This is a genomic window from Vibrio rumoiensis 1S-45, assembly GCF_000286955.2.
GTDB lineage: Bacteria > Pseudomonadota > Gammaproteobacteria > Enterobacterales > Vibrionaceae > Vibrio > Vibrio rumoiensis_A.
Genome location: NZ_AJYK02000095.1, coordinates 38,950 through 59,079, shown reverse-complemented (window position 1 = coordinate 59,079; position 20,130 = coordinate 38,950). Strand labels below are relative to the sequence as shown.

The following is a 20,130-nucleotide window of genomic DNA, read 5'->3' as shown; positions in this document are numbered from 1 at the left end:
TATTTTTTTTTCTGAAGATAAAAGGATGAGAGACATGGCGAAGGAATGCATAAAGTCTGCCTGCCCATATTGTGGCGTGGGTTGTGGTGTTGAAGTGAAAACAAATGGCGATATAGTTGGGGATAACGCTCACCCGGCTAATGGCGGTGCGTTGTGTGTGAAAGGCTCTGCTTTAGCAGAAAGTTTAAACATGCCATCACGCTTACTTTACCCACGCGTTAATGGACAACAAATGGATTGGCAAAGCACCATTGATGCCATCAGCGACAAAATGTATTCCACCATTAAGGAACATGGCCCACAGGCCGTTGGTATGTATGTTTCAGGGCAGCTATTAACGGAGGATTACTACGTCGCTAACAAGCTAATGAAAGGGTTTGTAGGCAGTTCAAATATTGATACTAACTCACGTTTATGTATGTCTTCTGCCGTTGCTGCTCATGTCCGTGCTTTTGGTGAAGATCTCGTTCCAGTTGACTATGATGACCTCAACTTTGCCGACCTTATTGTCATTGTTGGTGCGAATACCGCATGGACTCATCCGATTGTGTTTCGCCGAATTCAACAAGCTCGCGAAGCTAATCCAAACCTGAAATTAGTGGTTATTGACCCACGTAAAACCGTCACGGCAGAACAAGCGGATTTGCATTTACAGCTTGAAAACGACGGTGACGTACTCTTGTTTAATGGTCTATTACGCTATTTGTTGGATACTGGTTCAATCGATACTGACTTTATCGCTAAATACACCAATGATTTTGATGCTTTATGTAAAGAAATCGCCAAACCGCATTATGAATTGCAAGCCGTCAGTGAAGCGTTAACCATCAATGCCACCTTGCTTCGCACGTTCTTCCAATGGTTTGCTTCTTCTGAGAATGTCATTTCTTTATTTTGCCAAGGCGTAAACCAATCTCAATCAGGGACGGATAAAGCCAATGCAATCATTAACGCGCATTTGCTGACTGGGAAAATCGCGAAAGAAGGTTCGGGTCCATTTTCAATAACAGGACAGCCGAACGCGATGGGAGGGCGTGAAGTTGGTGGATTAGCCAATCAACTGGCGGTACACCGTGGCTTTGACCCGGATTCAGTGCAGCAAGTTGCACAGTTTTGGAATGCACCAAATATCGCAACCCAACCGGGCTTAAAGGCCGTTGATTTATTTAACGCGGTTGAACAAGGTGAGATTAAATTCTTATGGGTAATCGCGACGAACCCTGCCGTTTCGATGCCCAATTCAGAGCAAATACGTAAGGCCTTACAAACATGTGATTGTGTGGTGGTGTCTGACATTACTGCCCAAACGGATACTGCTTATTATGCCGATATATTATTGCCTGCTGCAGGTTGGGGTGAGAAGCAAGGCATGGTGACCAATTCTGAGCGCTGCATGACTCGTCAACGTCAATTCATTCAACCACCGGGCGAAGCTAAAGCCGATTGGTGGATGCTATCACAAGTGGGCAAGTCATTATGTGAAAAAATGGGCGTACCTTCAGGGTTTGAGTTTCATTCTGAAATGGATGTATTTAGAGAATACGCAGCAATGACAGAAATCAATAAGAATACCTCGCTTCAGCTGGATATTTCAGAGTTAAAAAGCCTGTCAGATTCTGCTTATCGAGCTTGGCAACCAAAAGCATGGCCACTCAATGGACGTCACGTATTAAAAGATAAGCACACCGAAACTGTTGCGTTTCCAACACACAATGGTAAAGCGAACTTAGTTGTGGCTTGTGAAGCATCGTCAATAAAACCAATTGATTCAAACCAAGCTAACCCAATTCAAATCAGTGAGAATCAACAATGGTGGCTCAATAGTGGTCGCCAACGCGATCAATGGCATACCATGACTCGTACCGGTCACATCAGCCATTTAGCGGCCAGCGAAGTAGAGCCTACGTTGTATTTACACCCATTAGCAGCAGAACAAGCCAAGCTTAAAGCCAATGTCATTGTGGATGTGACTCACCCACAAACCAAAGAAAACGTCAAAGCAAGATTGGCATTTGATGAAGGGTTGAGCCATCAACAAGCGTTTATGTCGATGCATTGGGCCGGTGTTTTTGGTGGTAATAATCGCGTTAATAAAAGCATGCTTGGCTTAGTTGACCCTTATTCTGGTCAGCCTGCGTTTAAATCACAATATGTTGAAATTCAAGCAGCAGAAATTGGCAGTTATGGATTAGCACTTGGTATTGATCTGTCGGCGCAGCGTTGGCAATACATGAGCTTACAGCACGTAGAATTCACGCAAACACGTTCGACTTCAGAGCAAAACCAAGGTGTGTGGCGTTTTGCTGATTTTGAATGTTTTAGCAAGAATGAAATAAAAGAATTAATACAAAAGCAATTTCCCAATAGCCAAGTACTCACATTGGATCATCTTAAATCTTGGACCTTGCTTGCCATTATTGATAGCAAGATTGTCGCTATGATTTCAGTGAGCTCATCACCAGTCGTCTTACAAGCCGATGCGGTTATTCCTTTTATTAAGCAGCCTTTAAATATTGCCAATCTGCTTTCTGTCTTAAACAGTACCGATGGAAAGGCCAATAAGTTGGTGTGTAGTTGTTACCGTGTCACGGAATCGGATATTGTTGAGCAATTAGAAAAAGCCCCAAATATGTCTTTGCGTGAACTGCAAAATACACTGAATTGCGGTAAGAATTGTGGTTCATGCTTACCAGAAGTAAAACGATATTTGAATGAACAAACCATCGAAGTGATGGCAGTGAAATAACACAAGGAATGTGTCATGAGAGCAGATAAATTAAGCCGAGTACAAACAACCCCAATTGAAAAAGTTATGCAGGAAGTCGGCACCAAAGGGGTTAGGAATAAAGAAGCAAAGAATGGGTATTTCAATTATCAATCATCGAATGATGTCGATAAGTCGATGAACATAAAGGTTGGAGATAAAAAGAGAAGCGCCAAGAAAACCGGAAAGGTGTTATTGGTTGGCGCAGGTCCTAATGATCCGGATTTACTTACCGTAAAAGCCTATAAAGCGATTCTTCAAGCCGAAGTGGTGGTGTTTGACCGCTTAGTTGGCCAAGACATTTTGAACCTTATTCCCGATCATTGTGAGCAAATCTATGTAGGTAAACGCTGTGGTCAGCCGAGTTTGAAGCAAGATGAAATAAATGACATTTTAATTGAACAAGCCAAGTTAGGTAAGCAAGTGCTGAGATTAAAAGGTGGCGACCCGTTTATTTTCGGACGTGGTGGTGAAGAAGCCTTAGCCTTAATTGCACAACAAATCCCTTATGATGTGATCCCCGGCATTACCGCAGCCATAGGTTGTGCGGCATCAGCTAAAATGCCTTTAACTCACCGTGGGCTTTCTCGCAGTGTAACTTTAGTGACTGGGCATGTTATGGATGGCGCGTTTGACTCATGGTCAGGTTTGGTTTCGACGGGTCAAACGTTAGTCTTTTATATGGGGCTTGAGCAAGCGGAAAAAATTCAGGCGGGTTTGCTTCACTCTGGTTTATCAAAGCACACACCAATCGCCATTATTGGTAATGGTTGCAGTAAAAAACAGCAAGTACATATAGAACAACTTTCAGAACTTTGTCATTTATCAACCAAATTAAAAGGGTTAACACCAGCATTAATTGTCGTTGGTGAGGTTGTCTCACTTCGCGAGAAATTGAATGTTGAGTGGATTGAAGAACTCAGCTTGTATCAATAGAGGTAAAACTACCACTTTAGAGGTATTTTGTTGTTTTTAAAGGAAAAATTACCATCCACGGCATGTTAGTTGCTGCTTAATAAAGATTATGTTGTTTTTGCAAGGATGCAAATCTATGACTCAGTCTTTAGAACGCCCTAAAAATTCGTTCAAAGTGTCACAATCAAGCAAACTATCAAAGCAAATTCCTTTGATAGTTTGTTGTGACAATACCGAAACACAAGTGGCGTTATGCGCGCAACTTGCTCAAGATTTTGATGACATTACCGCATGTTCATTACATCAATTACCGGAACGATTACACCAACAACCTGACTCAAGCGTCGTGTTGTCATGGTATAAGCCTTGCGCTGATCTGATTTGGGGGATTGATTTTATCGAACAAAAACAAAATCCACTTCTCGTGTTAACTCAAGAACTTAACGTCGATGATGCCACTCGATTACCTGATAGCCTTGGCTATGCTTTATTACCATCCCAGTCTGATGTCCCATTACAAGGTTGGATTGAGTACGCCCAACAATTGAGAAAAAGAAGCCAAGCATTAGATAAAACCATCGTGCAACTAAATCAAAAACTCGACGATAGAAAATGGGTAGAGCAAGCGAAAGGCTTATTGATGAAAATACAGAATTTGGATGAGCAACAGGCCTACCAAGCCTTGCGCAGTGCCGCGATGAAAAACAGTCAAACCATTGGGCAAGTGGCAAAAAATGTTATTGCTACGTTTGAAAATTTATCGGTATAACGAGTGAAAGCGGTGCAAGCGTGCACCATAACCATTCAAAAGATTGCGAGACAGATTCAACTTTTATCTAAGCGCATGAAAATAAAGAAATATAAAAACTGGCACGGAAATTGGATTACTTATAAAACAAATCACTGTAGATATTCACTAAACCGACGATAGGTTTTGAAAGTGATAACCAGATTGAATATCGATTGACTCATCAATGGCGGTGAGAACATCGAACAGAAGATAAAGAATAGCAATGGCGCTATCGGTCCTAGGATCGATGGCGCTTTTTTTTGGAATTTATGCTGAAAGACATGGAGTCATACATGAATAAAGTGGTAGTGAATAGCAAGAGACAGCGTGTAAAAGCCTTTGCCCACAACGTATCTAAAATGGGGGCGAAACAATCGTTATTCGTTTTGAGTCTCGCGGCTGTGTTTAGCGTTAGTTCTCATGCTGCGACTGATAATAAAATCACCATCGGCGAAGCAGAAAAAGAAGATCTTACTTTTGGCTTTATTAAATTAACGGATATGGCTCCGCTGGCTGTGGCTTATGAAAAGCGCTACTTCGAAGATGAAGGTTTATACGTCACCTTAGAATCTCAAGCAAACTGGAAAGTATTGTTAGACCGAGTGATCGATGGCGAATTAGATGGCGCTCATATGTTAGCAGGGCAACCACTTGGTGCAACGATTGGCATTGGCACTAAAGCCGACATCATTACTGCCTTTAGCATGGATTTGAATGGTAATGCGATTACGGTTTCAAATGATGTATGGGACAAAATGAAACCTCAATTGGCGAAAACGTCAGATGGAAAAATTGAACATCCAATTAAAGCCGACGCCCTAAAACCTGTTATTCAACAATATAACGCGGAAGGTAAGCCTTTCAAAATGGGCATGGTGTTCCCGGTTTCAACTCATAACTATGAATTACGTTATTGGTTAGCGGCTGGTGGCATTAACCCTGGCTTTTATGCACCAGAAAAAGGCGATAACAGCGGTACGGCTCAGGCGGATGTATTACTTAGTGTTACTCCACCACCACAAATGCCCGCTACGATGGAAGCCGGAACGATTCATGGGTATTGCGTAGGTGAACCTTGGAACCAACAAGCGGTGATTAAAGGAATTGGTGTACCAGTGGTGACCGATTACGAAATTTGGCAAAACAACCCAGAGAAAGTGTTCGGCGTCTCGAAAAGCTGGGCAGAAAAAAATCCAAATACCCACTTACGTGTAGTTAGAGCGATGATCCGCGCAGCGTATTGGTTAGATGAAGAAAACAACAAAAACCGTAAAGAAGCCGTCAGTATTTTAGCTCGTAGTGAATATGTTGGCGCTGATAAGAACGTTCTTGCCAACTCGATGACAGGCACGTTTGAGTATGAAAAAGGGGATAAACGTGATGTGCCTGATTTCAATGTGTTCTTCCGCCATAACGCAACCTACCCATATTACAGTGATGCGATTTGGACACTGACACAAATGCGTCGTTGGGGGCAAATACCGCAATACAAGCCGGACTCTTGGTATATGGATATCGCTAAGCAAGTCTACCGTCCAGATATTTACAAAGTTGCGGCTCAATCATTAATTGATGATGGAACCTTAAAAGCAGCCGACTTCCCAGAACTCAATAGTACTGACGGTTTCAGAGGCCCGCAAAAACACTTTATCGATAACATTGTTTACGACGGAAAACAGCCGAATGCGTACTTAGAAAAGTTCAGTATCGGATTGAAAGACAAAGATTCTCTTTAAGTTAATACGCTCAAGAGCCTCATACAGATAGTTACGGATATAAGGAAAGTATTATGTCGAATTCAGCACTGCTTAGTACAAAGGCCAACGCCTCATCTAAAAAGCGCAATAACGTTTTTTCGTTATTACCTTCTCCATCGCAATCAGGATCAATTTCTGCGGCTAAAAAAATCTTAATACCTATGGTTGGGATTGTGGTGTTTTTACTGATGTGGAGCTTAGCAGCAAAACAAGTCCAAACCTCATTAGGCACTCTGCCGGGGCCGTATGAAACGGGGCAACAATTTAGTGGGTTGGTGAAAGAACATTTTGTTAGCCGAGAAAAAGAAGAAGCGTTTTATGAGCGCCAAGAGGTTCGTAACCAAGATAAGTTGGCAAAAGATCCTAATGCGGAAGTTCGTATTCGCCCATACACAGGTAAAGCGACCTTTTTTGACCAAATCGCCACTAGCTTATTTACGGTGGCTGCTGGGTTCTTATTAGCCACTATTGTCGCGATTCCAGTGGGGATTATCCTAGGGTTGAATCAAGGATTATACAAAGCATTTAATCCAATTATTCAATTACTTAAGCCTGTTTCTCCGCTGGCATGGCTACCAATCATTACCATGGTGGTGAGTGCCACTTATGTGTCAGATGATCCTATGCTCCCTAAATCGTTTGTTAACTCATTACTGACGGTGTCTTTATGTTGCATTTGGCCAACATTAATTAATACCACAGTAGGCGTGAACAGCGTGGATAAAGACTTATTGAACGTGAGTAAGGTGTTGCGTTTATCTTGGTGGAAACACGTTCGTACCATCGTTCTTCCTTCTGCGATTCCAATGATTTTTACCGGTTTACGTTTATCAATAGGTATCGCTTGGATGGTATTGATTGCCGCAGAAATGCTGGCGCAAAATCCAGGGTTAGGAAAATTTGTGTGGGATGAATTTCAAAATGGCAGCTCAGATTCACTAGGAAGAATCATGGTCGCCGTCATTGTTATTGGTTTTATCGGGTTGTTGTTCGACCAAGGCATGTTGCAATTGCAAAAGAAAATGTCTTGGGACAAGAAACAAGAATTACGTTAATCGATTCAATCTTAGGATGGAGAAGAATATGACAACCATGGAAGCAATTAAAAAAGTGGCGAATGACGCCGATACAAGTTTTGCACAAGATGACTCGCTGCAAGCAAACCCATTACATGAGCGCCCAATGGTCGAGCTCACTCGTTTAGGAATGCGATTTCCGACCCCTAAAGGGGAGTTTATCGCACTAAAAGGCGTGGATCTTACGATTAAAAAAGGCGAATTCGTGTCGTTAATTGGTCACTCCGGTTGTGGGAAATCAACGGTACTTAACCTTGTTGCAGGCTTAACCTTGCCAACGGATGGCGGTGTAATTGTCGATAGCCGCGAAGTTGATGGTCCAGGGCCTGAGCGTGCCGTGGTGTTTCAAAACCACTCTTTATTACCTTGGTTAACGGTTTACCAAAATGTTGAGCTTGCAGTAAAGCAAGTAGCAAAAGGAAAAGACAAAGCTTGGGTAAAAGAGCGCACTGAGCATTATCTTGCCCTCATTCAAATGCAACATGCTGCAGATAAAAAGCCTGATGAAATTTCAGGTGGTATGAAGCAGCGAGTCGGGATAGCAAGAGCACTCGCACTTCAACCCAAAGTATTGCTAATGGATGAACCTTTTGGGGCGCTTGATGCATTAACACGTGCTCACTTGCAAGATTCATTAATGAAAATTCAAGCGGATTTAGGCAATACCATCATTATGATTACTCACGATGTTGATGAAGCAGTCTTGCTATCAGACAAGATCGTCATGATGACCAATGGCCCATCTGCCACGATTGGTGAAGTGTTGAATATTCAGCTAGACCGCCCAAGAAACCGTGTTGAACTTGCTAATGATGCAAAATACCAAGGTTATCGCCAAGCGGTATTGAAATTCTTATATGAAAAACATGTTCACCCACAAACAGAAAAAAAGACAGATTCAGTAAAAAAAGCAAACGTGACATTTGCTGCTGACATTAAACGCGCATAAGGATAGTGCCATGAAAAAATTAAATTTAGTGATCGTCGGAAACGGTATGGTTGGTCATCATCTTGTTGAGCGTTTGGTTGAAGCTAACGCGACTGACCAATTCAACATTACCGTAATTGGTGAAGAGCGTTTTGTGGCTTATGATCGTGTCCACTTATCGTCGGTATTTTCAGGTCAAACCAATCAAGATTTGTTATTAAGCAGTGAAGATTGGTACCAACAACAAGGCATACGCTTAATTTTAGGCAGCCGAGTGACTACGTTAGATACGCAAAACCAGCGTTTAGTTATGGATGATGAAGATGTTTTAGCGTACGACAAATTGGTGTTATCAACGGGTTCTTATCCATTCGTGCCGCCAATTGAAGGTAATGACCGTGATAATTGCTTCGTGTATCGAACTTTAGATGACTTATCAGAAATCCGAAATGCTTGTGATTCAGCCAGTTCTGGCGCAGTCATCGGCGGTGGTTTGTTAGGGCTAGAAGCAGCCAATGCCTTACGTTTATTAGGTGTGGATACTCATGTGATTGAATTTGCTCCACGCTTGATGCCAGTGCAATTAGATGCAGGGGCAAGTGGGGTATTAGAAGATAAAATCAAACAGTTGGGTTTACAAGTACACCTTGATACTGCAACCACTTCCATCTGTGATGGTGAAAATGCTAAACACCGTTTGAACTTTAAAAATGGTGAATTTATTGAAGTGGATGTATTGGTTTTTTCTGCCGGTATTCGCCCTCAAGATGCGTTAGCCAAACAAGCAGGTTTAGCGGTAGGTGAGCGTGGCGGTATTGTGATTAATGATGCTTGCCAAACCAATGATCCTAATATTTTTGCGATTGGTGAATGTGCATTATGGGAGCAAAAAATCTTTGGCTTAGTGGCACCAGGTTACCAAATGGCGAGAGTGGCATGTTCGAGTTTATTGGGTGAACAAGCAGGCAAAACACAAACCTTTACCGGTGCTGATATGAGCACCAAATTAAAACTGCTAGGTGTTGATGTTGCCTCTATTGGTGATGCGCAAATGATGACTCAAGGCGCGCAAGAAATGGTATTACAAGATACTGTTGCGGGCAGTTATAAAAAGCTGGTGGTCAATGAAAAAGGCGATCAACTCTTAGGGGCGATTCTCGTGGGTGATAACACCGATTACGATGCTTTGCTCCAATGTTATTTGAATAAAACACCACTGCCTGATCATGCGGCGCATCTGTTATTTGATACTTCAATGCTGTCAGGTGAAGTGGCCGATACCGCGCTGATTTGTTCATGCCATAACGTGACTAAAGGTGATTTAATCACGGCTATTCATGCAGGAAGCCATGATTTAGCTTCTTTGAAATCGTGCACCAAAGCCGGAAGCGGTTGTGGTGGTTGTAGCAACATGGTTAAAACCGTATTAGATACCGAACTTGCCAATATGGGTATGGAAGTTAACAACCATATCTGTGAGCATTTTGAATATTCTCGTCAAGAGTTATTCCATTTGTGCCAAGTTGAAGAGATCAAGGATTTCGAGACATTAGTCGCCGAGCATGGTCATGGGCTAGGGTGCGATCTTTGTAAGCCGACAGCGGCCTCTATTTTTGCATCATTATGGAATGAACACATTTTTGAACCGCAACATCGTAGCTTGCAAGACTCCAACGATGCTTTCATGGCGAACTTGCAAAAAGATGGTTCTTATTCAGTGGTGCCCCGTATTCCCGGCGGTGAAATCACCCCAGATAAACTGATTGCACTTGGAGAAGTGGCGAAAAAGTACGACTTATACACCAAGATAACCGGTGGTCAACGTGTCGATTTATTTGGTGCGCAAATGGGTCAACTACCGGATATTTGGGAGGAGCTTATCCAAGCAGGTTTTGAAACTGGACATGCTTACGGTAAATCTTTGCGTACCGTTAAATCCTGTGTGGGCTCTACTTGGTGTCGTTATGGCGTAGATGACTCTATCGGTTTAGCTATCGAGCTGGAAAACCGCTATAAGGGCTTACGTTCGCCACATAAGATCAAGTTTGCAGTATCGGGTTGCACGCGTGAATGTGCAGAAGCGCAAAGTAAAGATATTGGTATTATTGCGACAGAAAATGGCTGGAACTTATACGTGTGTGGTAACGGTGGAATGCGTCCTCGCCATGCTGATTTGTTTGCCGTTGATCTGAGTAAAGAGCAATTGATTCAATACATAGATCGCGTGTTAATGTTCTACGTAAAAACGGCGGATAAATTACAACGTACGTCTGTATGGATGGAAAGCTTAGAGGGCGGTTTAGAATATTTACAACAAGTCGTGATCGAAGACTCGTTAGGTTTAGGGCAAGCATTGGAAGCGCAAATGCAAAGCGTGGTAGACACTTATCAATGTGAGTGGAAATCGGCGGTGGAGAATCCGGCTAAACGCGCTAAATTCCGCCCATTCATTAACCAGCATAGCGATGAACTACCCGTTCCTATGACTTACCAACGGATCCGTGAGCAACGTATTCCAGCTTTGGTGATTGACGCTGCGGCAGAGCCAAAAGAAGATAAACAAGAAAGTAACCAAATTAAAGTAACCGTGGATATGGGGGCGTAACTTATGTGGCATAACGTATGTGAATTATCTCAACTGGATGCAAATATAGGCACCGGTGCATTGGTTGAAGGACAACAAGTGGCTTTGTTTTATTTACCCAACCAACAAGAGCAAGTCTTTGCGATTGATAACTGGGATCCAATTGGCAAAGCCTTTGTACTAAGCCGTGGCATTGTAGGGGATGTAAAAGGGCAACCTTGTGTTGCGTCACCACTCTATAAACAGCACTTTGATTTAAAATCTGGAAGTTGTGTTGAAACGCCTGATATAAAAGTCAAAACATGGCGAGTACGAGTAGAAGATGAGCAAGTGTGGTTACAACAAGCTTAATGATTCGATAATAAACTTAAGCTGATAATGAAAGGCTTCATTCTGATGATTGAACAGAATGAAGCCTTTTTATTTAGAATCTAACGGTGCTATCTCATAACCTCCCGTCTACGCTATACTTATCTTAAATATTTCATCCGTATACATATTATTTTTAAATGGGAACCTGCCACCGTGTCATTAAATAAGAAAACGCTTTGTGCTTTAGTTTTCATCTGGCTTGTACTGGCAGCCACTCCTAGCTATTTGCTGATTAAGCATCAACAAGTATTTCCTTGGCTTGACCTTTCCAGTCTTCCAGCCGCTCTTCTTTACTTCTTAACCTCAACGGGCACTGCGCCTTATGCTGTTATGAGTGTGATTTCATTCCTCGCCATTAGCTTTATTTATGTGCCTAAGTTGATATGGACTCGGTTAGTGTTTGCCGTGGTATTGAGCGTAACCATTAGTTTTACCTTAAACCATCAATTAAAATCGTATTTTAAAGAAGCAAGACCTAATGCGGTGTTTTTATCCACTCAAACGCAGTCACCGATAGATCTAGAGTCCTTTTATTTACAAGATCCAGTCATGCGAAGTGCGTTAATTACGCAAGCATTGCAGCAATATCAGACCTCTGAAAGCTCCAATACATATCAAACGACACCACCGATTAGCATTTCTCCGATGATTCAAGATCATTGGATTGGTGAAGTTGGCTATGCGTTTCCATCCGGCCATACTATTTTTGCCATTACTTTAGTATTAACCGCCAGTTATTATCTTTTACTTTCAGGCGCAACCGTTTTGAATGTTCTGCTTGTAACGTGGGGTATATTGATGGGGGGAAGTAGAATGTTGTTGGGCATGCATTGGCCGCAAGATGTTCTCGCCTCAACTTGTTTGGCTGCTGTCATTAGCTTATTAAGTGTATTGATAGTTGAAAAAATGAGACGAAGTAAATGATAAAGATACTTTTAGCTGGGGTTTTCATTGTGAGCTTTTTCAGCTTATTTTCATTCTTCAGTACCGATGATTGTTTGGATCATGGCGGAAGCGCCCAACAATTTGGCTTGTTGTGTGAAGGGGCAGAACCGTTATATCAAAACATCACTATGCCATTGTTGGGAATCATTATTCTTCTGTCTGCCCTAGCTACGCGAGTGGGGTGGAAGTTGATGATATGGTTAAAGAATCGAATTTAGTTGTCTATCTAATCCTTTCGTTTTGAGTAAAAGAAAATACCCACAAGAGAAGTCTTGCGGGTGTTCTTGTATGGGGCGTCGGATGAAACGCTTAAACCAATATTAGTTATAATTTGGCGATGGTCTCATCTTGATTTTTGGGCTGTTTCTTATGGTTTTTTTCTGCTTTTTTAATCAGAGTTAATAGCTCACCACAATCGTAATCCTGCTGATTGACACCATATAAACTTGCCATCAATTCATTGATTTCTGCTTGAATGGCTAGCTTCATTTCACCTGGAATATTCGGGTATTTTGCTTGCCATTGCGTGAATTCGCTTTGAATTCTCGCACCATCTTTCGATTTGATGGCATCGACTAAACTTTTACTTTCCGCATTTGGTTGCACTTTAGGGGCCTGAGTTTGTTGAACTTTGGATTGTTTTTGCTTAATCAGTAATAACAAGGTTAAGGCCCATAAGAAAGCAAACAATGCGGTTAAATAAGGCCAAAAGCCAGCCGCTTGTATAGAAGGTGCATTGGAAGTAGCGGTATTACTTGCCGCACTTTGCGTTGTGTTAACTGCGCTGTTTCCATCCTTGTTGTCGAGTTTGATGGCTGGCGCAGCACTTTGAACAGGCGCGTTTTCATCCACGGTAGTGTTGAGTGTTAATCCTTTCGCTTCAGCGGTTTCTGCTTGGCTGGTTTGCGAGTTCCACCAAGGCACATTGACGGAGGGTAAAGCAATGCGACCAGGTTGTTTTGGTAGAATAACTTGCTTGATCGTCATAACGGTATTGCCGGATTTATCTTGTCCAAATTTTGGTTTTTCATCGTAAACACGAACCGATTTTGGATAATCAATTTTTATGTCTGGCAGGCTTTCAGCGCTAACATCTTTTACTACTAAGGCCAAAATTCGAGTGATTGGCTGGCCAACTTTAGCGTCAATGCTGCCGGTTGAAGTATCAACCATATTGCCTTCGCTATCCTGCCAACCTTGTTGTAATTTAAGAGATTGAGTTGGCAACCACACGCCATGATACGACGCAGGTTTTTCTTTTACATTTAAAGTGATTGGGCCTGAATGTACGTTCACCGGAACAATACGGCGTGCGCCAGTTGCTCGGCTAATGCTCACGACTGTTGCGGTTAAGCGAGGCGGGTTTAATATATGCTTTCCAGCTGAATTGGCGGTGACAGTATAATCTTGTTCGACAACGGTCGTTTCAACGCCGTTAATCACTTTTTGATACTGATTAGGTTGGCCAATAGGATCAATGGTTAAACCATCACCTGAGGGTGGGATAAGCTTGGTGTTTTGCAAACCTCGTGGATCGGTTTTAACCAATAAACGCGAGGTGAGGGTCGCCATCTCTTTTGGGTATAGCGTGGTTTTTGATAAGTGATCTTGAAACTCAATTAAATCATCTTGAGTTGGGCTACTTGGGTCTTTTGATACATGCAATGTGATTGGCGCAGTTTTTGAACCATTAATGTCAAAGCTTGGGATCACAACTTCACCGGTTTTATCGGTTGAAAGCGAGATATTCCATTCATTGCGAACCGAGTAATTTCCATTTACAAATGATCGGGTGCTGCCGTATTGGACTTGCCCGGTGGTGAAGTCTTTTTTAAGAACGCTTGGATCAAAGTCTTCACGGTGAGCCGCATCCATGTATTCAATTTGTAAGTTGAATATTTCATTGGTGCTAATGCGAGCTTTAGAAACCGAAGCGGATACCGCCACGTCTTCCGCCATGCTCATTTGGCTTACACTGAATGTAGCGATTAAAAGGCCTAATAAAGCGAATGGCTTTATCTTATTACGTTGAAATAAACGGTGACCTTGAGTCAATTTGCTACCTTGAATAAAGAATGAGCGGATTTTAGAGAAAATCGAAGTCATTGTACGGTCCATTATTCGAATTACCATTGTTGGCTACTGGTTTGTGGTTCAGGGTTCTGTTGGGCTTCAAGCGCCATTTGAGCTTGTAATAAACGTTTTGCGTTATCTGGGATTTGCTCAAGCTTATTAAGTTGAGGATCGACCGCTACGGTATTACCAGCTTGAGGTTTAGCATTTGGATCTTGCTGTGCCTCTATGGCTTGTTGCTTTTCTTGCTCTTGCTGTTTCTCTTGCTCAGATTGACTTGCTTGGGCAGCTTGTTGCGCTTTTTGTTGATCTTGCTTCTGATTGTCATCGCTGCTGTTGTTTTGGTTGTCGCTGGTTGGTTTACTTTCGGATTGATCGCGCTTGTCATTCTGGTCATTGTCTTGCTGGCTTTGCTGGCTTTGCTGCGAATTGTCCGATTGGTTCTGTTCAGCGTTTTGTTGTGAATCTTGTCCTTTAGATTGATCTGAGTCTTGCTGTGACTGCGGTTGATCGGACTTTTTCTGATCAGATTGATTTTGCTCTGATTGATCCTGCTGCGACTGGTTTTGTTGCGAGTCCGAGCCTGAGTCGTTTTGTTCGTCTTGTTCGTTTTGTAATTGCTTCTCTTGAGAGTTTTGCTCTTGTGATTGATTATCCTTTGACTGCTGATCTTTTGATTTATCTTGTTGCTGTTGCTGTTGCTGTTGCTGTTGCAATGCTTTATTGACGATGTCTAAATCTTTTTTTGCATCAGTAAAATTAGGGTTATTTTTTAAGATGGCTTGATAGCCAGCTTTTGCTTCATCAAGTAATCCAGCTTGTGCTTGCGAGCTTGCTAAGTTATAGAGAGATTGTTCATCATCTAAACCTGTGAAGGATTGAATAGCTCCTTGAAAGTCACCAGATTGATATTGTGCTATACCTTTCCATTTTTTATCAGTAAACAAAGCAGCAGCATTATTGTATTTTTTAGCTTGATAAGCGTCGTAACCTTGTTGATCACGAGTTTTAAAAATGGAATCTAAGCTCAGGTTTGAGGTGACCTTCGCACTATTGGGCGTTGCCGGTTGTTCTTCTGCTGCATACGCAGGATGTGGTTGAAGTAGCGGCAAGCTTAGTATTAACGCTAAGCTGAAAATGCCACCACGACGGAAGCCGCCTAAAGCTAAAAGCAATAAAATAGGCAGTAACCAAAATCCGTTATTAATATGTACTTCCAATTCAGGTGATCCTTTATTTTCTTTCGTTGTTTTTAATTCAACGTGGTGCAATGCATTAGATAAGGTTTTTATGTCTGCATCGTCAGCACGAAGTGGGGTATAAACACCGTTACCGGCTTTAGCTAATGCTTGTAACCCATTGATATTGGTTTTTGCCACGACGGTCGTACCGTTACTGGTAAACATGTCCCCATTTGGCAAACGAATCGGCGCGCCTTGTTGGGATCCGACGGACATAACAGATAACTGCCAATTGGTGCCTTTGAGTTGATCTTGAATATTATCAGCTTCATCGGCGCTAATATCGTCTGCAACCAAAATGATATCGCCTTGTTGATGGTCCGCTTGTGTGAGCATATCAATGGCTTTTTTCACGCCAGCTGCCGCATTGCTGCCGCGTGTGGGCATAATATCGGGTGCTAAGTTCGGAATTAAGCTGGCGAGTGTATTTGTGTCGCTGGTCAGCGGGCTGATCATATAGCCATCACCCGAATACGCGACAAGCCCGGTAGTGCCTTCATTTAATGCCGGTAACAAGTCCATTACTTTATAACGTGCTTGAGTTAAACGATTCGGCGCGATATCGGTGGCGTACATCGACAAGGTCATATCCATGACGATGACACGGGCGTTATTGACCCCAAAGCTCGGTACTTCTTGTTTTTGAAAACTTGGCCCTGTCAGTGCAACAATGGCGATTAACCAAGTGCTGCTAATTAGGCTGACGACAGAGCGATGGGAGTGTCGCTTATTTAAACCAAGTTGTTCACTTAAATGGGATGCAATTAAGCTTGTTCGTTGTGGCTTGGAATACAGCCAGCCGCACAATAACAAAGCCGGTAGTACTGCATAAAACCAATGAGGATGAAGAAATTGAAAATCAGCCATGTCGTCTCCTTAAAATTGCAAGGATGAAAGACAAAATCAATGCAAGTCCTAGTGGGTAAGTGAACCATTCGGTTTGAGGTCGCCATGTTTGAGTGGCATTAGTCACAGGTTGCAATTGGTTGATGGTGTCGTAAATCTTGTTCAGTTCATCTTGATTACGCGATCGGAAGTATTGTCCACCGGTCATTTTGGCAATTTCTGTGAGCGTTTTTTCATCAAGATCTTGTGACGTATTGACGGTTCGACTGCCAAAAAAACTATCGACTTTTAATTCACCAGCACCGACACCCACTGTGTAAATAATCGCATGGTTTTCTTTTGCGATTTTGGCGGCTTCTAACGGGTTAATTACCCCAGAAGTATTGCCACCATCACTGAGTAATACGATGACTCGTTGCTCGGCTTCACTTTTAATGAAGGTTTTAGTCGCAATGCCTAAACCTTCACCAATGGCGGTTTTTTGGCCAATCATATTGAGCTGCGCACGGTTCAATTGTTGCAAAACCGTGGTGCGATCGAGAGTGAGCGGTGTTTGAAGATACGCGTGATCAGCAAATAATACCAAGCCTAAACGGTCACCTTTACGTTTGGCAATAAATTCAGTCAGCACTTGTTTTACCGCGGTTAAACGATCGACATAGCCATTGGCCGAATTCATATCTTCTTGTGCCATTGAGCCGGAAAGATCGACCACCAACATCATATCTCGATGTTTTGGTTGGAATTCAACGGGCTTTCCATACCAAATAGGGCGTGCTGCAGCGATAACAAGCAGAACCCAAATGGTAATCGCCAGTAATTTTAAGCTGAAATGTTGACGTTGTTGAACCGAGCCTTCTGTCGGTAATGTTGGTAATACTATTGCGGCTCTTGGTGTGTGAGGAGGCGCAAGGAAGTAAACAATCAAAGGTAGTGGTAACAACACAAACATCCACACCCAATGAAACTCAAACATCGTTTTTGGATTCCTTGTTTTTAGATTCTGATTCAGCAGAAGGGCTTTCTAACGTATTCGTATCTTGCTCGCTTGTTGCTTTGAGTTGGCTTTCTTTTTCAATAAGCGCTTTTGGCGTGGTTTTCACTGCGCGAGCTGATGAAATGAGCCCATTATTGAAGGTAGAAGCCGTTTTTTGAAATGCTAAGTTAGCCGCTTTCAATTTCTTTTTACTTGGAGGTAGCGAATGTGTGATCCAATCTTCAACTTGTTGATACAGTTGATTCGCCAGTTCATCACTCACACCGTCTTTTTGGTATAGCGCTTGTTGCCAATCGTGTTGATTGACTTGAAAGTTGGATTTGTTTGATGGGTGTTGATCATCCAGAAACGCATACCAACGTTCTCCATGCAAGCTCGCTAACATAGGGCGAGGGTAGTAAGACAAACAAACTTGACGTAGCAGGTCATTTACGGTCGCCACTTTTTTATTACCAGCTTGATTGCGTGTTGTTTGCTTTAATAAACGTAATACGGTTTTTTTCGCAAGTCGGCGTTTTTTATGGCGCTTATAAAGCAGTACCATAATCAAAATGGTTAACACCACCAGTGCCAATATTGCCCACCAACCCCATGCCAGCGGCCATAGACCGGGTTCAGCAGGAAGGTGCAGTGGTGCTAATGGTAATTGCGTTTGTGTGGCTGATTGCGCGACTTCTTGCGCCTGAGATGCAGAAGCTAGAGATGGATCGTTCATTAAGAATCTCCTGAAGGCGAGATTGAAGCGGATGAATGTGACGATTGAGCACCCAATTGTGTTAACAATGGTTCGGCACATGAAAGAGAGCGCATTGGTATGGCCATGTTTTTACATATCTTATCTAATTGATTTAAGTGCTTAACGTAGCTATTTTCAAGTTGCTTACGGGTATTTTTCAACCCGAAGTTTAGCCAATGAGTGTGTTGCCCATTGGTCACGTATTCACTTCCTCTGAAATGTGTATTCCCCATTTCTAACGGATCGAAGATATGTACGAATTGCAATCGATTATGTTGGCGTAGTTGGTTGAGTAATGGTTTCGATTCTTCGGTTAAGCGTTGGAAGTCACTAATGAAGATAATATCGCTGCCTTTTGGGCACATACGATGCAACGTTTGCAGCGCATGATTAAAAGGCAGTTCAGTGACCGTATTTGAGCTATTTTGTTGCTGATCTTGAACTTGTTGAATGGCTTCATTATTGAGCTGCATCAGCTGGTGGCTAATGTGCAAAGCGCCTTGCTGACGAGCGGTTGGTTTTAATTCAACTAATCGGTCACCCATATCAATCACAGCCCCAATGCGGTCTTTTTGTTCGACAGTCAGCCAACTGAGTAAGCTTGCTAAATGGGCGCATTGAACCGATTTAAACAACAACTGCGAACCAAAACGCATGTTGCGGCTTAAATCGAGATACAAGATCACAGGCTGTTCACGCTCTTCGGTAAAAAGCTTGGTGTGTGCTTTACCTGTACGAGCGGTAACGCGCCAATCAATAGAGCGAATATCATCACCCGCTTGGTATTGACGCACTTCCGAGAAGTTCATGCCTCGGCCTTTTTGATTACTTTGATGGCTACCGTTGAGCTGTGACCAAATGCTTTTACCGGGCGGTTGCCAATGAACGGTATGGCTTTTGTAATGCAGCAATTCTTTTAAGCACAGTTGAACGCCGGTAGCAAAAGGGGGTAACTTTTGCTCCATCATGCACTGCCAACCTGTGCTAATAATTCTGCAATAACTCGGTTTGAAGTAATGCCTTCAGCTTGAGCTTGATAACTTAGTAATAAGCGATGGCGTAAAACCGGGAAGGCCATCGCTTGTACATCTTCTGGGCTAACGAAATCACGGCCAGAAAGCCAAGCATGTGCACGAGCACAACGATCCAGTGCAATGGTTGCACGAGGGCTGACACCCATTTGTAACCATTCAGCTAATAGTGGATTGTATTGTTCTGGCTGACGCGTCGCCATGATCAAACGAATGATGTATTGCTCAACATTGTCTGCCATGTGAATGGAAAGTGCGGCTTGGCGGGCATCAAAAATCGTTTGTTGCGATAGTGTGATTGGTTGCGCGGCAACATGGCCTTGCGCCTCACCACGGTTTAAACGCAAAATATCCAGTTCACTTTCTGCACTAGGGTAGTTTACTTCAAGGTGCAATAAGAAGCGGTCGAGTTGCGCTTCAGGCAGTGGGTAAGTCCCTTCTTGTTCAATCGGGTTTTGGGTCGCCATGACCAAAAACAATTCAGGTAACTTGTAAGATTCACGACCAACAGTGATTTGCTTCTCTGCCATTGCTTCTAGCATTGCCGCTTGAACCTTTGCAGGCGCTCGGTTGATCTCATCAGCGAGCAACAATGAATTGAAGATTGGGCCAGGCTGGAACGTAAATTCGCCAGTTTCAGGGCGGAAAATATCAGTACCAGTTAAATCGGAAGGTAATAGATCTGGCGTAAATTGCACGCGGTGAAAATCCCCAGCAATACAATCGGCTAATACTTTTACTGCGCGAGTTTTTGCCAGACCAGGAGGACCTTCAACCAGAATGTGTCCGTCGGCAAGCAGTGCAACTAATAACTGTTTTACTAATTCATTTTGGCCAATAACTTGAGAGTTTAAATATTGCTGGAGCTGGGCAAAAGTGTCCGAATGCATGGTCAAAATATCTCCTAGGATAACTAAGTTTGTTTGCTTAATAATATGTAATTTAAGGTGTTATAGTTGTCGTTACAAATGTGACAATTTGTAACGACTTCTATCCGACCAAGGAAAATTAAAAAAGTTCTCATTTTTAAACGTTAAAAGGAGTATTTAATACTTATCTGACAAATTTTTGCGAC

The 20,130-nt window shown here is 42.7% G+C and carries 16 protein-coding genes; 10 read left to right on the top strand and 6 right to left on the bottom strand.

Annotated features, from left to right (window positions below):
* The first annotated feature begins 34 nt into the window (after positions 1-34).
* The 10 genes from A1QC_RS13310 to A1QC_RS13265 all read left to right on the top strand — a co-directional run bounded on the left by A1QC_RS13310 (position 35) and on the right by A1QC_RS13265 (position 12,349).
* Positions 35-2,746, top strand: a complete 2,712-nt coding sequence (locus A1QC_RS13310; RefSeq protein ID WP_017026269.1) for a nitrate reductase — start codon at positions 35-37, stop codon at positions 2,744-2,746.
* Between the two features lie 15 nt (positions 2,747-2,761).
* On the top strand, positions 2,762-3,700 hold the full coding sequence (gene cobA / locus A1QC_RS13305) for a uroporphyrinogen-III C-methyltransferase (RefSeq protein WP_017026268.1): 939 nt from the start codon (positions 2,762-2,764) through the stop codon (positions 3,698-3,700).
* 115 nt (positions 3,701-3,815) lie between these two features.
* Positions 3,816-4,448: an ANTAR domain-containing response regulator gene (locus A1QC_RS13300; protein ID WP_017026267.1), complete on the top strand. Its 633-nt coding sequence runs from the start codon at positions 3,816-3,818 to the stop codon at positions 4,446-4,448.
* 314 nt (positions 4,449-4,762) lie between these two features.
* Complete coding sequence (locus A1QC_RS13295; RefSeq protein ID WP_017026266.1) at positions 4,763-6,205, top strand: CmpA/NrtA family ABC transporter substrate-binding protein; 1,443 nt, start codon at positions 4,763-4,765, stop codon at positions 6,203-6,205.
* A 53-nt stretch (positions 6,206-6,258) separates the two neighbouring features.
* Positions 6,259-7,281, top strand: a complete 1,023-nt coding sequence (locus A1QC_RS13290) for an ABC transporter permease (protein WP_017026265.1) — start codon at positions 6,259-6,261, stop codon at positions 7,279-7,281.
* 127 nt (positions 7,282-7,408) lie between these two features.
* Complete coding sequence (locus A1QC_RS13285; RefSeq protein ID WP_039836743.1) at positions 7,409-8,251, top strand: ABC transporter ATP-binding protein; 843 nt, start codon at positions 7,409-7,411, stop codon at positions 8,249-8,251.
* Positions 8,252-8,261: 10 nt separating this feature from the next.
* On the top strand, positions 8,262-10,835 hold the full coding sequence (nirB, locus tag A1QC_RS13280; RefSeq protein WP_017026263.1) for a nitrite reductase large subunit NirB: 2,574 nt from the start codon (positions 8,262-8,264) through the stop codon (positions 10,833-10,835).
* A 3-nt stretch (positions 10,836-10,838) separates the two neighbouring features.
* Positions 10,839-11,165: a nitrite reductase small subunit NirD gene (gene nirD, locus A1QC_RS13275; protein WP_017026262.1), complete on the top strand. Its 327-nt coding sequence runs from the start codon at positions 10,839-10,841 to the stop codon at positions 11,163-11,165.
* Between the two features lie 174 nt (positions 11,166-11,339).
* Positions 11,340-12,110, top strand: coding sequence for a phosphatase PAP2 family protein (locus A1QC_RS13270; RefSeq protein WP_017026261.1), 771 nt, complete (start codon positions 11,340-11,342; stop codon positions 12,108-12,110).
* Positions 12,107-12,349, top strand: coding sequence for a hypothetical protein (locus A1QC_RS13265; protein WP_017026260.1), 243 nt, complete (start codon positions 12,107-12,109; stop codon positions 12,347-12,349). Before A1QC_RS13270 ends, A1QC_RS13265 begins: the two co-directional genes overlap by 4 nt.
* Positions 12,350-12,455: 106 nt before the next feature.
* Here A1QC_RS13265 and A1QC_RS13260 read toward each other — a convergent pair whose 3' ends face one another.
* The 6 genes from A1QC_RS13260 to A1QC_RS13235 are packed head-to-tail and all read right to left on the bottom strand — an operon-like array spanning position 12,456 to position 19,945.
* Positions 12,456-14,237, bottom strand: a complete 1,782-nt coding sequence (locus A1QC_RS13260; protein WP_017026259.1) for a BatD family protein — start codon at positions 14,235-14,237, stop codon at positions 12,456-12,458.
* Positions 14,238-14,257: 20 nt separating this feature from the next.
* A complete protein-coding gene (locus tag A1QC_RS13255; RefSeq protein ID WP_017026258.1) occupies positions 14,258-16,312 on the bottom strand; it encodes a vWA domain-containing protein in 2,055 nt (684 codons plus the stop codon).
* On the bottom strand, positions 16,305-17,267 hold the full coding sequence (locus A1QC_RS13250) for a vWA domain-containing protein (RefSeq protein WP_017026257.1): 963 nt from the start codon (positions 17,265-17,267) through the stop codon (positions 16,305-16,307). The genes A1QC_RS13255 and A1QC_RS13250 overlap by 8 nt, the downstream gene beginning before the upstream one ends.
* A complete protein-coding gene (locus A1QC_RS13245) occupies positions 17,260-18,003 on the bottom strand; it encodes a DUF4381 domain-containing protein (protein ID WP_017026256.1) in 744 nt (247 codons plus the stop codon). Before A1QC_RS13245 ends, A1QC_RS13250 begins: the two co-directional genes overlap by 8 nt.
* Positions 18,003-18,992, bottom strand: coding sequence for a DUF58 domain-containing protein (locus A1QC_RS13240; protein WP_017026255.1), 990 nt, complete (start codon positions 18,990-18,992; stop codon positions 18,003-18,005). The genes A1QC_RS13245 and A1QC_RS13240 overlap by 1 nt, the downstream gene beginning before the upstream one ends.
* Complete coding sequence (locus A1QC_RS13235; protein ID WP_017026254.1) at positions 18,989-19,945, bottom strand: AAA family ATPase; 957 nt, start codon at positions 19,943-19,945, stop codon at positions 18,989-18,991. Before A1QC_RS13235 ends, A1QC_RS13240 begins: the two co-directional genes overlap by 4 nt.
* Positions 19,946-20,130: the final 185 nt, after the last annotated feature.

Coding starts and splice junctions, on each gene's coding strand:
- A1QC_RS13310 (WP_017026269.1), top strand. CDS start 35: ATGGCGAAGGAATGCATAAAGTCTGCCTGCCCATATTGTGGCGTGGGT.
- cobA (WP_017026268.1), top strand. CDS start 2,762: ATGAGAGCAGATAAATTAAGCCGAGTACAAACAACCCCAATTGAAAAA.
- A1QC_RS13300 (WP_017026267.1), top strand. CDS start 3,816: ATGACTCAGTCTTTAGAACGCCCTAAAAATTCGTTCAAAGTGTCACAA.
- A1QC_RS13295 (WP_017026266.1), top strand. CDS start 4,763: ATGAATAAAGTGGTAGTGAATAGCAAGAGACAGCGTGTAAAAGCCTTT.
- A1QC_RS13290 (WP_017026265.1), top strand. CDS start 6,259: ATGTCGAATTCAGCACTGCTTAGTACAAAGGCCAACGCCTCATCTAAA.
- A1QC_RS13285 (WP_039836743.1), top strand. CDS start 7,409: ATGGTCGAGCTCACTCGTTTAGGAATGCGATTTCCGACCCCTAAAGGG.
- nirB (WP_017026263.1), top strand. CDS start 8,262: ATGAAAAAATTAAATTTAGTGATCGTCGGAAACGGTATGGTTGGTCAT.
- nirD (WP_017026262.1), top strand. CDS start 10,839: ATGTGGCATAACGTATGTGAATTATCTCAACTGGATGCAAATATAGGC.
- A1QC_RS13265 (WP_017026260.1), top strand. CDS start 12,107: ATGATAAAGATACTTTTAGCTGGGGTTTTCATTGTGAGCTTTTTCAGC.
- A1QC_RS13260 (WP_017026259.1), bottom strand. CDS start 14,237: ATGACTTCGATTTTCTCTAAAATCCGCTCATTCTTTATTCAAGGTAGC.
- A1QC_RS13255 (WP_017026258.1), bottom strand. CDS start 16,312: ATGGCTGATTTTCAATTTCTTCATCCTCATTGGTTTTATGCAGTACTA.
- A1QC_RS13250 (WP_017026257.1), bottom strand. CDS start 17,267: ATGTTTGAGTTTCATTGGGTGTGGATGTTTGTGTTGTTACCACTACCT.
- A1QC_RS13245 (WP_017026256.1), bottom strand. CDS start 18,003: ATGAACGATCCATCTCTAGCTTCTGCATCTCAGGCGCAAGAAGTCGCG.
- A1QC_RS13240 (WP_017026255.1), bottom strand. CDS start 18,992: ATGATGGAGCAAAAGTTACCCCCTTTTGCTACCGGCGTTCAACTGTGC.
- A1QC_RS13235 (WP_017026254.1), bottom strand. CDS start 19,945: ATGCATTCGGACACTTTTGCCCAGCTCCAGCAATATTTAAACTCTCAA.